This is a genomic window from Nocardiopsis camelliae (assembly GCF_028993595.1).
Classification (GTDB): domain Bacteria; phylum Actinomycetota; class Actinomycetes; order Streptosporangiales; family Streptosporangiaceae; genus Nocardiopsis; species Nocardiopsis dassonvillei.
In genome coordinates, this window is sequence record NZ_CP118614.1 from 785,850 (window position 1) to 801,634 (window position 15,785).

General features: G+C 71.4%; 13 protein-coding genes and 1 pseudogene. 8 read left to right on the forward strand and 6 right to left on the reverse strand.

The features are described from left to right. Positions 1–24 precede the first annotated feature (24 nt). From PV789_RS03765 to PV789_RS03785, 5 genes are all read left to right on the forward strand, one after another. Entirely contained in the window at positions 25–798 is a 774-nt protein-coding gene (locus tag PV789_RS03765; protein ID WP_274976149.1) for an SDR family NAD(P)-dependent oxidoreductase, read from the forward strand. Between the two features lie 10 nt (positions 799–808). Then, positions 809–1,573, forward strand: coding sequence for a crotonase/enoyl-CoA hydratase family protein (locus PV789_RS03770; RefSeq protein ID WP_274976150.1), 765 nt, complete (start codon positions 809–811; stop codon positions 1,571–1,573). Between the two features lie 602 nt (positions 1,574–2,175). Further along, positions 2,176–5,670, forward strand: coding sequence for a bifunctional glycosyltransferase/CDP-glycerol:glycerophosphate glycerophosphotransferase (locus tag PV789_RS03775; RefSeq protein ID WP_274976151.1), 3,495 nt, complete (start codon positions 2,176–2,178; stop codon positions 5,668–5,670). A 74-nt stretch (positions 5,671–5,744) separates the two neighbouring features. Continuing rightward, positions 5,745–6,755 carry a UDP-glucose 4-epimerase GalE gene (galE, locus tag PV789_RS03780; RefSeq protein ID WP_274976152.1) on the forward strand — a complete coding sequence of 337 codons (1,011 nt, stop codon included), beginning with the start codon at positions 5,745–5,747 and terminating at the stop codon, positions 6,753–6,755. A 127-nt stretch (positions 6,756–6,882) separates the two neighbouring features. After that, entirely contained in the window at positions 6,883–7,020 is a 138-nt protein-coding gene (locus PV789_RS03785) for a hypothetical protein (protein ID WP_274976153.1), read from the forward strand. A gap of 28 nt (positions 7,021–7,048) precedes the next feature. Here the strand turns inward: PV789_RS03785 and PV789_RS03790 are convergent, their stop codons facing one another. The 5 genes from PV789_RS03790 to PV789_RS03810 form a co-directional block, all read right to left on the reverse strand. Further along, entirely contained in the window at positions 7,049–8,623 is a 1,575-nt protein-coding gene (locus PV789_RS03790; protein WP_274976154.1) for an NCS1 family nucleobase:cation symporter-1, read from the reverse strand. A 371-nt stretch (positions 8,624–8,994) separates the two neighbouring features. Further along, on the reverse strand, positions 8,995–10,005 hold the full coding sequence (locus tag PV789_RS03795) for a TIGR03842 family LLM class F420-dependent oxidoreductase (RefSeq protein ID WP_274976155.1): 1,011 nt from the start codon (positions 10,003–10,005) through the stop codon (positions 8,995–8,997). Between the two features lie 15 nt (positions 10,006–10,020). Then, positions 10,021–11,430 (reverse strand): dihydropyrimidinase, encoded by a 1,410-nt coding sequence (gene hydA / locus PV789_RS03800; RefSeq protein ID WP_274976156.1) that lies wholly within the window; start codon positions 11,428–11,430, stop codon positions 10,021–10,023. 11 nt (positions 11,431–11,441) lie between these two features. Next, a complete protein-coding gene (locus PV789_RS03805; protein ID WP_274976157.1) occupies positions 11,442–12,284 on the reverse strand; it encodes a nitrilase-related carbon-nitrogen hydrolase in 843 nt (280 codons plus the stop codon). A 314-nt stretch (positions 12,285–12,598) separates the two neighbouring features. Beyond that, the gene (locus PV789_RS03810) at positions 12,599–12,952 is read right to left on the reverse strand and encodes a hypothetical protein (protein WP_274976158.1); all 354 of its coding nucleotides are present in this window, start codon (positions 12,950–12,952) and stop codon (positions 12,599–12,601) included. Between the two features lie 104 nt (positions 12,953–13,056). On the opposite strand from PV789_RS03810, the gene PV789_RS03815 reads away from it, so the two are divergent. The 3 genes and pseudogenes from PV789_RS03815 to PV789_RS03825 form a co-directional block, all read left to right on the forward strand. Further along, entirely contained in the window at positions 13,057–13,515 is a 459-nt protein-coding gene (locus PV789_RS03815) for a flavodoxin family protein (protein ID WP_274976159.1), read from the forward strand. A 271-nt stretch (positions 13,516–13,786) separates the two neighbouring features. Continuing rightward, on the forward strand, positions 13,787–14,317 hold the full coding sequence (locus PV789_RS03820) for a PH domain-containing protein (protein ID WP_274976160.1): 531 nt from the start codon (positions 13,787–13,789) through the stop codon (positions 14,315–14,317). Positions 14,318–14,384: 67 nt separating this feature from the next. Beyond that, positions 14,385–14,480 (forward strand): annotated as a pseudogene (locus PV789_RS03825) (flavodoxin); the annotation flags it as partial. A gap of 60 nt (positions 14,481–14,540) precedes the next feature. On the opposite strand, the gene PV789_RS03830 reads toward PV789_RS03825, so the two are convergent. After that, the gene (locus PV789_RS03830; RefSeq protein WP_274976161.1) at positions 14,541–15,356 is read right to left on the reverse strand and encodes a GntR family transcriptional regulator; all 816 of its coding nucleotides are present in this window, start codon (positions 15,354–15,356) and stop codon (positions 14,541–14,543) included. Positions 15,357–15,785: the final 429 nt, after the last annotated feature.

A 15,785-nucleotide genomic window follows, 5' to 3' on the forward strand; every position in this document is an offset into this window, starting at 1 on the left:
TCGCATCCTCTGTAGAGTGCCGCCATGGATCTCAACGCAATCTCCGCCCTCGTCTCGGGCGGCGCGAGTGGCCTGGGCGAGGCCACCGCCAGGGAGCTCGCCTCCGCGGGCGCGACCGTCGTCGTCGCCGACCTCAACGCCGAGCGCGGGGAGGCGGTCGCCAAGGAGATCGGCGGTGTCTTCGTGCGCACCGACGTCTCCCGGGAGGACCAGGTCAAGGCCGCGGTCCAGGCCGCCGTCGACACCGGCAAACCCTTCCGGGCGGCCGTGTCCTGCGCGGGCATCGGCTGGGCCACCCGCACCGTGGACCGCAGCGGCAACCCCCACGACCTGGACAGCTACCAGAAGGTCATCCAGGTCAACCTCATCGGCACCTTCAACGTGCTGCGCCTGTCCGCGGCCGAGATCGCCAGAACCGAGCCGGTCAACGGGGACGGCGAGCGCGGCTCCATCGTCAACACCGCCTCCCTCGCGGGCATCGAGGGCCAGATCGGCCAGATCGCCTACTCCTCCTCCAAGGGCGGCGTCATCGGCATGACCCTCCCGGCCGCCCGCGACCTCGCGGCCGTCGGCATCACGGTCAACACCATCGCCCCCGGAATCCTGGAGACGCCCATCTACGGCGAGGGCGAGGCCGCCGAGGAGTTCAAGCAGCGCCTGGCCGCGCCGGTGCCCTTCCCCAAGCGCCTGGGCACCGCCGAGGAGTTCGGCCGGCTCGCCCGGGCCCTGCTGGAGATCAGCTACGTCAACGGCGAGGTCGTCCGCATCGACGGCGCGCTGCGCATGCCGCCGAAGTAGGGAGGGCACCGTGTCCGACGAGGTTCTCTACACCGCCGAGGACGGCGTCGCCGTCATCACCATCAACCGGCCCCAGGCCAGGAACGCGGTCAACGCCGCGGTCGCCGCACGCGTCGCCGAGGCGCTCGACGACCTCGACGCGCGCAAGGACCTGAGCGTCGGCATCATCACCGGCGCGGGCGGCACCTTCTGCGCCGGGATGGACCTCAAGGCCTTCATGCGCGGCGAGGTCCCGCTGGTGGAGGGACGCGGGTTCGGCGGCTTCGCCGAGCGCCCGCCCCGCAAGCCGCTGATCGCCGCCGTGGAGGGGTACGCCCTCGCGGGCGGGTTCGAGGCCGTGCTCGCCTGCGACCTGGTCGTGGCCGCCGAGGACGCCAGGTTCGGCATCCCCGAGGTCAAACGCGGCCTGGTCGCAGGTGCGGGCGGCCTGCTGCGCCTCCAGCACCGCATCCCGCGCAACATCGCGATGGAGTTCGCCCTGACCGGCGACTTCGTCGAGGCCCCGCGCCTGGCCGAGCTCGGACTGGTCAACCGGGTCACCGCCAGCGGCGGGGCCCTGGAGGGCGCAGGCGAGCTGGCGGCCCGCATCACGGCCAACGGCCCGCTGGCGGTGCGGGTGTCCAAGGAGGTCATCACCTCCTCCGACGACTGGCCCACCGAGCGGATGTGGGAGAGGCAGAACGAGCTGACGGGTCCGGTGTTCGTCAGCCACGACGCCATGGAGGGCGCGGCGGCCTTCGCCGAGAAGCGCGCCCCCGTGTGGAGGGGCGAGTAGGCCCCGGACGCCCTGCGGCGGCCGTCCCCCCGCCTGGGGGCGGCCGCCGCGCGCTGTCGGGCGCGCCGCGGCGGGAGCCGGTGCGCGCACGTGCCCTGAGCTGCGGAGGGCCCCGGCCGCCGTGGAGTGTTGTGCGTCACGGACCGGCGTGACGGGATCCAAGGCGCGCCGTTCCCTTCGGCCCCACGGAACGGGGACCGCCGCGGCGGGTGCCCCGGCGGGTTCGCTGAGGGCGCCGCGGCCGGGCCCCCGCTCGGCCGACATGTCCGAGGTGGGGGTGCTTTCGCGGGAGCGCGCGTCCGCCCGCGCGCCCGCGTGCGAGGGGTTCCCCTCCCCGGCGCGGCCCCGGCGGCCCCCGGTGCGCGCCCTCCCGTCCGGGCGGGGAGGAAGTTCACGCAATTCCAGACGGTTTGAAGTCATGGGTTAACCTGGGTTCTACTTTGCCCACCTTGTCCTGTCCTGTCGGTCGTTCCGTCTCTGCGGGCTGACAGGAGCGGGAGCCTGATCCACCCTCCCCCCACACCCGGTAGACCGGGCGCGCGTTGGCGCGACCTCCGCTGTGCGACGGGTGTGTTCGGATCCGCGGAGCCTTGGAGTCATTTGTGGTCGCACTCAGTGTCGTCGTCCCCATCTACAACGTCGAGAGGTATCTCGACGAGTGCCTGCGCTCCCTGCAGGTGCAGACATGGGACGATCTCGAGGTCGTGATGGTGGACGACGGGTCCCCTGACGGCAGCGCGGCCATCGCGGCCCGGTACGCCGAGCAGGACCCCCGCTTCCGGCTGATCCAGCAGGAGAACGGCGGCCTGGGCGCCGCCCGCAACACCGGCATCGAGCACGCGCGCGGCGACTTCATCACCTTCGTGGACAGCGACGACGTGATCCCGTCCTACGCGTTCGGCTACCACCTGGAGAGCCTGCGCCGGAGCGGCTCGGACTTCTCCAGCGGCAACGTCCACCGCCTCAACGAGCTGGGCACGCGCCAGTCGCCCATGCACCGCAGGATCTTCCGCACCGCGAAGACCGGCACGCACATCACGCGCGAGGACACGCTCCTGGTGGACCGGCTGGCCACCAACAAGGTCTGGCGCCGCTCCTTCTGGGACAAGCACGGGATGACCTTCCCCGTCGGCGTCCTGCACGAGGACATCCCCGTGGCCATCCCCCTGCACTTCCTCGCCGAGTCGGTGGACGTGCTCTCCGCGCCCGTCTACCTCTGGCGCGAGCGCCCCAGCGACGACAAGTCCATCACCCAGGACCGGCTGCGCCCCCAGGCCCTGGAGGACCGCGTCAGCGCGGTCACCAAGGTCAGCGACTTCCTCAGGGAGAACCAGCCGCCCCTCCAGAAGCGCCGGTGGGACGCGGTCGCGCTCGGCAGCGACCTGCGCCTCTTCCTCCAGGTGCTGGACCGGGCCGACGCGGACTTCAAGCAGAGGCTCGTCGAGCTCGGCAACGCCTACCTGGACCAGGTGGACGACAAGGTGCTGCGCGACCTCCCCGCCATCGAGCGCCTCAAGTGGCACCTCGTCCGGCAGCGCAAGGTCGAGCAGCTGCGCGAGGTCATCGTCTTCAACAAGAGTGCCGAGCACAAGAAGGCCAAGATCGTCCGGCACGGGATCCGCTACTACGCGGACTACCCGTTCAAGGACGACCCCGCCCAGGGCGTGCCGCGCTCGGTCTACCGCGTGCGCTCGGAGCTCAAGCTCCGCCAGAAGGCCGAGGAACTCGCCTGGGTCGACGGCAAGCTGGTGGTCGGGGGCCGGGTCTGCCTGAAGTACCTGCGGCCCAACAAGCGCCTCCAGCAGCAGGTCCGCGCCTGGGCGGTCAACGCCGAGGACGGCAGGCGCGTGCGGCTGAACACGACCACGCACCAGGCCAACGAGTTCCGGCTCGCCCCGACGGTGGCCACCTCCCGCAAGGACTGGGGCGGCTACCGGATCGTCATCGACCCAGCCGAGCTGGGGGACGAGGGCGACTGGTACGTCGAGCTGGGCGTGGTCAACCGCGGCTTCCGCCGTGTGGACCGCCTCAAGAAGCCCGCCGCGGCCGACGTCCGGATGCTCGGCCCCGAGCAGGTCCGGCCGGGCGTGTGGGCCCGCCCGCACTGGGTGGACGACTTCGAGCTGCGCCTGACCGTCGAGCGCCCGGCGGTCGTCCTCGACGGCTCCGCCGTCGAGGGCTCCTCCCTGGTCCTGAGCGGCCGGGCGACGGGAACCCCGGCCGAGGGCCTGAGCGCCTACGTCCAGCGCTTCCCCGGCGACGTCGAGGTCCCCGCGAAGGTGGAGACCGACGGCGCGTCCGTGCGCGTGCTCGCCGACCTGGCCGCCCTCACCGACGGCTACCGGGAGCGGGACGCGATCGCGGGCAGCGACCCCTACGAGGACTGGTCGGTCCACCTCAGGGACGGCTCCGGCCGCTCCCGGTGGATCCCCTTCGCCGAGGACGGCCCCGAGGGCCGCTACGCGCACTCCGGCCTGAGCGTGCGGGTGCTCCCCGACTTCGCCGGGCGGACCAGGGTCCGGGTGGAGCGGCCCCAGCCCCTGCTCACCGCCGTCTCCTGGGACGACGACGTCCTCGACCTGCGAGGCGACTTCCCCGAGACCTCCACGGGAGACCTCTCCCTGGTGGTCAAGGCCGTCGGCCGGATGGAGGAGCACCTGTTCCCGGTGGAGGCCGCGGACGGCAGGTTCTCGGCCTCGGTCCCGCCCACCGCGATCCCCAACTTCGGCACGAAGGTGCCCCTCACGCCCGGCAACTACCGCTTCCTGCTGCGCACCGCCACCGGCGACAACCAGTGGGACGACCGCCGGATCGGCTTCTCGCAGGAGCTGCGCACCGCCAAGTTCCCCGCCCCCGAGAAGGAGGGCGGCTTCGACCTGGAGCTCAAGCCGGACGGCCGCGGATGGCCCGTGCTGCGCCTGGGCTCGGTGCTGCGTCCGGAGGAGCAGGGGTCCTACGCGCAGCAGGTCCTGCGCGAGGAGGTCTACCCCAAGCTGCGCCGCAAGCCGGTGCAGCCGGGCATCGTCTTCGACAGCTACACCGGCAAGCAGTTCTCCGACAGCCCGCGTGACATGTACGAGGAGCTGCGGCGGCGCGGTGTGGAGACGCCGATGTCGTGGATGGTGCGCAACCGCCAGATCACGCTGCCCCCGGGGCTGACCGAGGTCCGGCACACGAGCCGCGAGTACTTCGAGGCGCTGGCGCGCTCGGAGTTCATCGTCTCCAACGCCCACCTGCCCATGTGGTTCGAGAAGCAGCCCGGGCAGAAGGTCGTGCAGACCTGGCACGGATCGATGCTCAAGCGCATCGGCTTCGACATCGAGCACGTCCAGTTCGCGGGCCGCAACTACCACGACCGGCTCCGGCACGAGACCAACCAGTGGGACTACCTGGTCTCCCCGAGCCCCTGGGCGACCCCGATCCTGCGCCGCGCCTTCGGCTTCGAGAACGAGATCCTGGAGACCGGCTACCCGCGCAACGACATCTTCCACCGCCCCGAGCGCGAGGCGGTGACGGAGACGGTCCGCGAGCGCCTGGGCCTGCCGGAGGGCAAGAAGGTCATCCTGTACGCGCCCACCTGGCGCGACGACAAGTTCTACTCCGCCGGCAAGTACAAGCTGGACCTGCACCTGGACCTGCGGCGGCTGTACGACGCCCTCGGCGACGACCACGTGCTGCTGTTCCGCAGGCACCCCAACATCGTCGACCGGGTGCCGAACGTGGGCAAGGACTTCGTCTTCGACGTCTCGGCCTACCCCGAGATCCAGGAGCTGTTCCTGGTCACGGACATCCTCATCACCGACTACTCGTCGCTGATGTTCGACTTCGCCAACACCGGCCGCCCGATGCTGTTCTTCACCTACGACCTGGAGGAGTACCGCGACAGCCTGCGCGGGTTCTACTTCGACTTCGCCGAGACCGCCCCGGGCCCGCTGCTGCGCACCTCCGACGAGGTCATCGACTCGATCCGCGACATCGACGGCGTCCAGGCGGCCCACAGGGAGCGGTACGAGGCCTTCGTGAACCAGTTCTGCCCCCTGGACGACGGCAAGGCCGCGGCCCGGGTGGTCGAGCAGGTCTTCGGCAAGCTCCTCTGAACCGGACGGGTTCGGGGGAAGGCAGGGGCCGTGCCGTCCGGCGCGGCCCCGCGACAGGGAGGGTGAAGAGGGCCTTGAGGATTCTGCTCACCGGAGGAGCCGGGTACATCGGCTCCCACACGGCGGTCGAGCTGGTCGCGCGCGGGCACCACGTGGTCGTCCTGGACAACCTGGTCAACAGCAGCGAGGAGGCGGTGCGCCGGGTCGAGAGGATCACCGGCGCGCGGATCCCGTTCGTGCGCGGCGACTGCACCGAGCGCGGCGTCGTCGAGCGCGTCCTGGCGGAGCACGGCATCGAGGCCGTGGTGCACTTCGCCGGGCTCAAGGCGGTGGGGGAGTCCGTCAGCCAGCCGCTGCGGTACTACCGCAACAACCTGGACGCCCTGTTCACGCTCGCCGAGGCGATGGACCGCGCCGGGGTGCGCGACCTGGTGTTCAGCTCCTCGGCCACCGTCTACGGCGACCCCGAGACGGTGCCGATCGCCGAGGGCAGCGCGCTGCGGGTGACCAACCCCTACGGCGCGACCAAGCTGTTCGGCGAGAGGATCCTGGAGGACCTCGCGGTGAGCGCGCCCGACTGGCGGATCACCGTGCTGCGGTACTTCAACCCGGTCGGCGCCCACCCCAGCGGCCTCATCGGGGAGGACCCCAACGACATCCCCAACAACCTCTTCCCCTACATCTCCAAGGTCGCCGCGGGCACGCTGCCCGAGCTGACGGTCTTCGGCGACGACTACGACACCGAGGACGGCACGGGGGTCCGGGACTACCTGCACGTGGTGGACCTGGCCCGGGGGCACGTCGCGGCGCTCGACCACCTGGCCTCGCAGAAGGGGCTCAGGGCCTTCAACCTGGGGACGGGGACGGGCACCTCCGTCATGGAGGCGATCCGCGCCTTCGAGGCGGCCTGCGGCCACACCATCCCCTTCCGGGTGGGGCCGCGCCGCGACGGCGACATCGCCACCTGCTTCGCCGATCCGGGACTGGCCAACCGCGAACTGGGCTGGAAGGCCGAGCACACGGTGGCCGAGGCCTGCGCCGACGCCTGGCGCTGGCAGTCGGCCAACCCCGACGGCTACAGGTGACGCCGCGGAGCGCGGAGTGAGGCCGTCCTCCGCGCTCCCCGGCCTCCGGTGCGCCCCGCCGCCGGGACGACCTTCTCCGAGCGCCGAGCGTCGACGAGACGATGTCGAAGGAAGGGCGGAACCGGGCATGGAACACGACTGGGACGAAGAGCTCGAAGAGTACGAGGAGGGCGAAGAGCACTTCTACGACGACGAGGGCGCCTTCGGCGTCGGGCTCCCGCCGACGGCCGGGCCCGCCCACGAGGAGTGGACCCGGCGGGACTGACCCCGAAGGGTCCGCCGCGAGGCCCCGGTCAGCCGGCGGAGGCCCCCTGCGCCCTCCTCGCGGCCCGCTCCCCGGCGTCGCGGTGGGGCAGGAGCACGCCCAGACCCCAGTGCAGCAGCAGGCCGCTGGCCAGCCCCACGAGCCACCCGTAGTCCGCCAGCGGGGCCAAGAACGGGATCAGGCCCTCGGCCGGGAAGGGTCCCGAACCCTCGGGGGAGTGCGAACCGCCCACGGCCAGCACCGAGCCGACGCCGAAGGCCACCAGGGCGCGCCAGTTCCACCCGTGCCGGTACCAGCACTCCGAGCCGCGCTCGTACAGCGCGGGCAGGTTCATCCGCGTGCGGCGCAGCAGCCAGTAGTCGGCGAGCAGGATGCCCGCCACGGTGCCCAGGAGGCCGCCCACCGTGCCCAGCCAGGTGAAGATGTAGACGCTCTCGTTCTCCAGCAGCCGCCACGGCATGATCAGCACGCTGAGCACGCAGGTGGTGATCGCCCCGGCGCGGAAGCTGATCAACTGCGGCCGGAGGTTGGACAGGTCGTAGGCCGGACCGACCAGGTTGGCCGCGATGTTGGTGGAGACCGTGGCCAGCAGCACGACGAAGACCGCGAAGAGCAGGCCGATCCCGCTGTCCATCCGCGCCACGACGTCGATCGGGTTCCACAGGGGTTCGCCGTAGACGGCCGCGGTGCCCGCCGTGACCATGACGGCCAGCAGCGAGAACAGCGTCATGGTGGTGGGCAGCCCCAGCGACTGGCCCACCACCTGGGCGCGCTGGGAGGACGAGAAGCGCGTGAAGTCGCTGATGTTGAGGGTCAGGGTCGCCCAGTAGCCGATCACGCCCATCAGCGACGGGAAGAACAGCGCCCAGAAGGAGGGCCCCCAGTCCAGGGGCTCGCCCGAGTCCAGGGACAGCATCGGGGCCAGCCCCCCGGCCTCCACGGCCATCCAGGCCAGCAGTGCGACGCCGCCGAGGATCATCAGCGGCGCGGCCCACACCTGGGTCCGGCGCACGCCCTCCATGCCCCACAGGATGATCGCGAGCTGGGCGACCCAGAACAGGCCGAAGGACAGCCACAGCGTCCACGGTTGGCCGCCCAGCGCCGCCGCCCCCGTCCACCCGTCGCCGAGCAGCCGCCCGAGCAGGACGTAGACCCCCTGGCCGCCGACCCAGGTCTGGATGCCGTACCAGCCGCAGGCGACCGCGCCGCGCAGCAGCGCGGGCAGGTTGGCGCCGCGCAGGCCGAAGGAGGCGCGCGCGAACACGGGGAAGGGGATGCCGTACCTGGCGCCCGCGTGGCCGGTCAGCACCATGGGCAGCAGGACGACGAGGTTGCCCAGGACCACGGCGAGCATGGCCTGGCGCCAGTCCATGCCCGCCGCGATCAGGCCGCTGGCCAGGGTCCAGGCCGGGATGCTGACCGACATGCTCACCCACAGGGCGCCGAAGCTGCCGGTGCCCCAGGTGCGCCGGGACATCGGGACGGGCTGGAGGTCGGCGTTGACGTAGGGGCCCTCGGGCAGGGCGGTCCCCTCGGCGAGGGACACCCGGCCGTCGGGGTGGGTGACGGTTGAGGGTTCCGGCGGGGTCGGGCTGTGGGTCACGGGTCACCTGGTCTCGGCGGGCGGACGGGGAGGGCGGGGGATGCGAAGCACTGCCGGGCCCACCGGGGGAACCCCTGGAAGCGCGGCGAAAAGTCCGGATTCGTTCCGGGCCGCCGAATATCCTCGCACGTCACGAGGCGCACAGGTGTCGTGGGCGGGTCGGGAGGGTTACCGCCGGACCGTCCGCCCCGAAGGGAGGCCCCCGTGCGGCGGGGGAGCGGGCCCGGACGCCGTCCCGTCCGGGCCGTCCCCGACCGGTGCGCCGGTCCCGGGCCGAGGCCTTCCGGGTCCCGGCCCCCTCCCGCCCTCCGCTCCGGGGACGGGGCCGCCACGGCGCGGTCGCCCGCGCCCCGGCGGCCCCGCGGCGCGGGTCAGGACACGGCAGGGACGACGTGGCGCCCGTAGGCGTCGATGACCCCGTCCACGTCGTCGTGCATCGCGTACACCGCGAACTGGTCCACGCCCGCCTCCCGGAGCCGCTCCAGCTTCCGCACGTGCTCCTCCACCGGCCCGACCAGGCAGAACCGGTCGACGATGCCGTCCGGGACGAACGCGGTGTCGGGGTTGTCCGCCCGGCCGTGGTGGCTGTAGTCGTAGCCTTGTCGGGTCCTGACGTAGTCGGTCAGCTCCCGCGGGACCGCGTCGGAGGAGTCGCCGTAGCGGGCGACCAGGTCGGCCACGTGGTTGCCCACCATGCCGCCGAACCAGCGGCACTGCTCCCGCGCGTGGGCCAGTTCCCGCTCGGAGCCGTCGGTGACGTAGGCGGGCGCCGCCACGCACACCGTCACCGCGTCGGGGTCGCGCCCGGCGTCGGCCGCGGCCGTGCGCACCGCCCTGACCATCCACTCGGTCAGGTAGGGGTCGGCCAGCTGGAGGATGAAACCGTCCGCCTGGCGGCCCGCCAGTTCCAGGGCCCGGGGCCCGTAGGCGCCCATCCACACGGGCAGGGAGCCGTCGCGCACCCACGGCAGGCGCAGGGCCGCGCCGTCCACGTCGGCATCCCGGCCCTCGGCCAGGTCCTTGATCGCGCGCATCGCCCGGGACAGGCGTTCCAGGGTGGCGGGACGGCGGCCCGCCACCCGCATGGCCGAGTCGCCCCGCCCGATCCCGCACACCGTGCGGTTGCCGAACATGTCGTTCAGGGTGGCGAACAGCGAGGCGGTCACCTCCCAGGCGCGCGTGCCCGGGTTGGTCACCATGGGCCCCACGACCAGGCCGCCGGTGCGTTCCAGGATCCGGCTGTAGACGACGAAGGGCTCCTGCCAGAGCACGACCGAGTCGAAGGTCCACCCGTGGGTGAAGCCGTACCCCTCCGCGCGGACCATCCGCTCGACCAGCAGGTCGGCGGGCGGGTCGGTCTGGAGGACGAGTCCGATGTCCATGTGCTGCCCTCTCGTTCAGACCAGGTACTGGCAGGTGGACCGGGGCACGTACCGGCCGTGCCCGGCCTCGCCCAGGTAGGAGCCGCGGTCCACCACGACCCGGCCGCGCGAGAGCACGGTGCGGGCCCGGCCGGTGACCCGTCTGCCCTCGTAGGCCGAGTAGTCCACGTTCATGTGGTGCGTCTCGGCCGACAGGACGTGCTCGGCGCCGGGGTCGTAGACCACGATGTCGGCGTCCGAACCCGGGCAGATCGTGCCCTTGGCCGGGTACAGGCCGAACATGCGGGCCGGGGTGGCGCAGGCGATCTCGATCCACCGGCGCCTGCCGATGCGGCCCTCCACCACGGCCTGGTGCAGCAGGTCCATGCGGTGCTCGACCCCCGGCATGCCGTTGGGGATCCTGGAGAAGTCGCCCCGGCCCAGGTCCTTCTGCCCGGTGAAGCAGAACGGGCAGTGGTCGGTGGAGACCACGGACAGGTCATTGGTGCGCAGCGCCCGCCACAGGTGCTCCTGGTGCTCCCGGGGCCGCAGAGGTGTGGAGCACACGTACTTGGCGCCCTCGAAGCCGGGCTCGGCGAGGTTGTCGGCGGACAGGAACAGGTACTGGGGGCAGGTCTCGCCGAACACGTTGAGCCCCATCCCGCGCGCCCGGGCCAGCTCCTCCACAGCCTCCCGGGCCGAGACGTGCACCACGTACAGCGGCGCGCCCGCCACCCGGGCGAGCTGGACGGCGCGGTGGGTGGCCTCCGACTCCAGCAGGGCCCTGCGCACCTCACCGTGGTACCTCGGGTCGGTCCTGCCCTCGGCCAGGGCCTGCTCGACCAGCACGTCGATGGCGATGCCGTTCTCGGCGTGCACCATGGTCAGCGCGCCGTTGGCGGCGCCGCGCTGCATGGCTCGCAGGATCTGGCCGTCGTCGCTGTAGAACACGCCCGGGTAGGCCATGAACAGCTTGAACGAGGTCACACCCTCGTCGACGAGGGCGTCCATCTCCCCGAGCGAGGACGCGTTGACGTCGGAGAGGACGGCGTGGAAGGCGTAGTCCACCGCGCAGTTGCCCTCGGCCTTGGCCATCCACGCGTCCACGCCCGCGCGCACCGGCTCCCCGGGCCGCTGGATGGCGAAGTCGACGATCGTGGTGGTGCCGCCCCAGGCGGCGGCCCGGGTGCCCGTCTCGAAGGTGTCGGAGGAGGAGGTGCCGCCGAAGGGCATCTCCATGTGGGTGTGGCCGTCCACCCCGCCGGGAACGACGTAGTGCCCGGCGGCGTCGATGACCTCGGCGCCGCTGTCGGCCCAGGACCGGGCGGCGTCGCTGCCGCGCAGCGCGAGCGCGGCCACCCTCTCGCCCTCCACGAGGACGTCGGCCTCGGTCTCCTCGGCGGCGGTGACGACCAGGCCGCCGCGGATGACGGTGCGTCGTGCCATGGCGCGCCCCCTCAGCCCTGGACCAGCGGGCCGTAGGCGTCGGGCCTGCGGTCGCGGTAGAAGGCCCACTGCCGGCGGACCTCGTCGACCATGTCCAGGTCCAGGTCGCGCACGACCAGTTCGGCGGAGGTGTCGGAGGCGACGTCGCCGACGAACTGCCCGCGCGGGTCGGCGAAGTAGCTGGTGCCGTAGAAGTCGTTGTCGCCGTACTCCTCCACGCCCACGCGGTTGATCGCGGCGACGAAGTAGGCGTTGGCCACGGCCGCCGCGGTCTGCTCCAGCTTCCACAGGTGGGCGGACAGGCCGCGGCTGGTCGCGGACGGGTTGTACACCAGTTCGGCTCCGGCCAGCCCCAGGGCCCGCCAGCCCTCGGGGAAGTGGCGGTCGTAGCAGATGTAGACGCCGATGCGTCCGGCGGCGGTGTCGAAGACGGGCCAGCCGAGGTTGCCGGGGCGGAAGTAGTACTTCTCCCAGAAGCCGTGGACCTGGGGGATGTGGTGCTTGCGGTACTTGCCCAGGTAGCTGCCGTCGGCGTCGACGACCGCGGCGGTGTTGTAGTAGAAGCCGGGGGACTCCACCTCGAAGACCGGCAGGACCATGACGATGCCCAGCTCCCGGGCCAGCGCCCTGAACCGGGTGACGGTGGGGCCGTCGGGGACGGCCTCGGCCCAGCGGTGGTGCTCGGGGTCCTGCACCTGGCAGAAGTAGGGGGCGTTGAACACCTCCTGGAAACCGATCACCCGCGCGCCCTGTGCGGCGGCGTCGCGCGCGTGCTTCTCGTGGACGGCGAGCATGGATTCGGTGTCGCCCGTCCATTCGGTCTGGACGAGTGCGGCACGGACGTTGTGCGGCATGTGTTCCTCGTTCCTGCGTGTGCGCCGCCGGGGCGGGCGAGAACGGTTGTTACGTCCGCGTGTGTCCTGCTGGCACGGTGGTGCGAGCGGGTGGTGCGCGTGCCGTCGCACCTTAGGTAACGTCGAATGGCCGGTCAATGTCCGACATCCGCGTTCTCCGCGCGCGGCCGGGTGAAGGAATTGCGCGATCGTGCCCTTGCGGGGTGTGATGTCCTTTCTGTGGCACGCGGAATTTCAGAGGAAATGACATGTTTTCCGGCTTTTTCCCGCTGAATTTCGGATGAGGACACACACTCCCCCCGGCCGCCGCGCGGTCAGGCGGCGGTGCGGTCCCCGGTGACGGACGCGCCGCCGACACCGAGGGGTCCGAACGCGCCCTCGCTCCGCTCGGCGCGGTCGTCGAAGACGAAGACGATGAGCAGGACCAGGCCGATCCCGATGAGGAACAGGGCGCCGCAGCCCAGGCTCAGGAACAGCCAGGGGGAGTGCTCCTTGGCGCCTCGGGGCTCCCCGGGGGAGGGAGGGCCCGGACGGGCGAAGCCGGGCGCGGGCGGCGGCCCCGGGGGAGGCTGCCAGCCGGTGGGCGGCATGCCTCCGGGGGGAGGGCCCATGGGCGGCTGGTCGCGGTCCGCGGATCCGTCACCGGGACCGTGCGGGGGCTGGCTCATGGCGGGGCCTGGCTTTCTGCTGCGGGCGTCGGCTGAGCGCCGGTGCCGGGTGGCGCCGTGCGGGAGGCGGCGGTGGCGCGCCGCCGCCTCCTAGTGTGGGGGACATGGCACGACTGCTCATCGTTCACCACACGGTCTCGCCCGCGACCCGGCAGTTGCTGGAGGCGGTCCTGGAGGGCGCCCGCGACGACGACATCGAGGGGGTCGAGGTGCGTGCGGAGGCGGCGCTGTCGGCCACGGCCAGCGACCTGCTCGGCGCCGACGCCGTCGTCCTGGGGACCCCGGCCAACATCGGGTACATGTCGGGCGCCCTCAAACACTTCTTCGACACCGTCTTCTACCCCGCCCAGGGGGCGACTGAGGGGCTTCCCTACGCGCTGTACGTGCACGGGGACGACGACGCCTCCGGCGCGGTCCGGGCGGTCGAGTCGATCGCCAAGGGCATGGGGTGGCGGCGGCACCGCCCGCCGGTCACCGTGACGGGCCGCCCGGAGGCACGGGACCGCGAGGCCTGCTGGGAACTGGGCGCCGTCACCGCGCTCGCCGCCCTGGAGCGTGCCTGAGCCGACCCGCACGGGTCACGGGCTCCGACGTACGCGGCTCGCGGGCCGCTCCGGCGAACCCGCCGCCACGGCGGCGGACGAGCGGGCGGGAAGCCGGAAAAGGGAGCTTTCACTTACATTTAGGGTAGTTTGTACATATTTAATCGCCCTTGGCGCTTCTTGGAGTGGCGCTCACGGTACGGAATGGACATCCCCCATGCAGGAATCCCCGACTTCCTGGGCGAGAACGCCTGAAGACAGAAGAACGGCTACCTTCCGCAGCGGAGGCTACGTGGCCCTGGGGGCCTTCGGTATGGCGATGGTTGTGCCGCTCCATCTTCCTCTGTCGTGGGAGGAGGCTGTTCGGCACGGTTTCTCCAGCAGCGACCTCTGGATCATGTGCCCGCTGCTCGGAGGGATGATCACCCTTTTCTACATGCTCAGTTTCCATCCCCGGGTGAGGCTATCCGCGGAGGGCGTTGAACTGAGGGACTTCGTATCGCGGCACTTCGTCCCCTGGAGGCATGTGGTGACGTTGGACGCTGAGGGGCGTGGCCGCTTTGTCATAGGTGCCAGTGATGGGACGACGGCCTCCAATCTCCAGTACGGAGGGTCTTTGGGAGGGGAGCTGATTCGCTACCGACACCACAGACGAGCGGTGCGCCGGGTCGAGCGCTGGCGGGCGCGGTATGCCGACGCGCCGGGCAGCACGCGCGGAATCGAGGAGGTGGAGGGCTTCCCGGGCCGTGTTTGCCTCGTTGTCCTCGCCATCACCCAGGTACACGTTTTCGTGGGAATCGCGATCCACTACCTCGGTGGCTGACAGAGCCGGGCGCGGAGTCTTTCATCGGAAGACGGTCAGCATCCCCTGCCGCCTACACGGAGAGGCGCCGGTCACCGTGACGGACCGACCGGGCGCACAGGACCGCGAGGCCTGCTGGGAGTTGGGCGCCGTCACCGCGCTCGCCGCCCTCGGTAAGGGGTGAGTCGTCCTCGGAACGTGGAACGGCCCCCGGATCGGCCGAGGGCCGTCTCGCGTAGGCCGTTCAGAACTGATCGCTGTCGACAGCTTGGCCGATCGGGAAGACATGCCGTGTCGCCGCGCAGATCGTCTCCAGCGCGTGGACGGGCACGTCCTCGGTGGAGCGGCTGACACGGAGCACCTGCACCACCCACTCGCCGGGAATGTCGAGCAGGTCCGCCTCGTACGGTGTCGCCGGGCGCGCGGTCAGCGTCTCGGTGGCGTGTCCGAACCGGTGCCCAAGATCCTCGATGGCGGCCTGGAGGGTCGGTAGAACGAATCCCTCACCGTCCAACCTGGTGTTCTCGCCGACGTCCACCCGGAAGTACGACGTGCTGATGCGCACGGGCACCTCATTGGCCCAGAACATCTTGCGTCGGGCGATGACCGGGTCCCCGGGTTCGAGGCGTAGTCCCAGGGCGACGTGTTCGTTCGCGGGCTCCTGCCCCACGAACAGCATCTTCCGCTCCGGAGTGAGCCCCTGCTGCTGTGCCTCGGTCAGGTAGAGCGACTTCGAACCGCGTGTGCTCGGAGGGGTCGGCAGCGCACGCTGGACGAGTACGCGCGGACGTGGCTCGACGGGACCGGTGGGCGCCTTGTGCGCGGATTCCTCCGCGCCCGCCTTCTTCATCTGGCTCACCCGGCCGGGCGACACGCCGAGGTGCCGAGCGATGTCCTCCTGACGCATCCCGGACTGCTGGGCCTCGATGATGGCTCCGCGCCGAATCCGGGACAGCTCAACGCTCTGCCCCTGGAGGCTCGTCATCGCGGCGGAAGCGGCGCGGGCTCTCTCCAGCGGGTCCGGCATAGCGGCGATGTCATGCAATGTCCGTGCGTCCAAGACGAATCCTCACTTCAGGTACTCCATCACCACGGACTTTAGCCCCCCTATTGCGTCGAGCGAAAGGTCGAGTTACTGTCATCACACGCGGAGGGTTTAGCCCCTATAAAGTCAGCGGCTCCGCGCTGACTCGTGGGTGTTGGAGCGTTTGGCGGTCACACTCCCAGTGTGCCTCAGGCGCCGGAACCCGAGCGTGGCACCGCGCGGCATGCGGCTTGGCGGTCACGGCTGCGCGGTGTCTCGTCCTGATGGCCCGCCGGGCTTCCCATCCGGTACCTTGCCCGAGGAGGCGCCCCATGCGCTACCTGTCCCTGATCGCGTCCGCGCTGTGGCCAACGGCTCGCACGAGCGCACGCCACGCCCGTCGGCGCGGGCCCCGCGTCCGCCGGTACGCGTCCCGCCTGCCCGCTCCGCGCCCGCACGTCATCA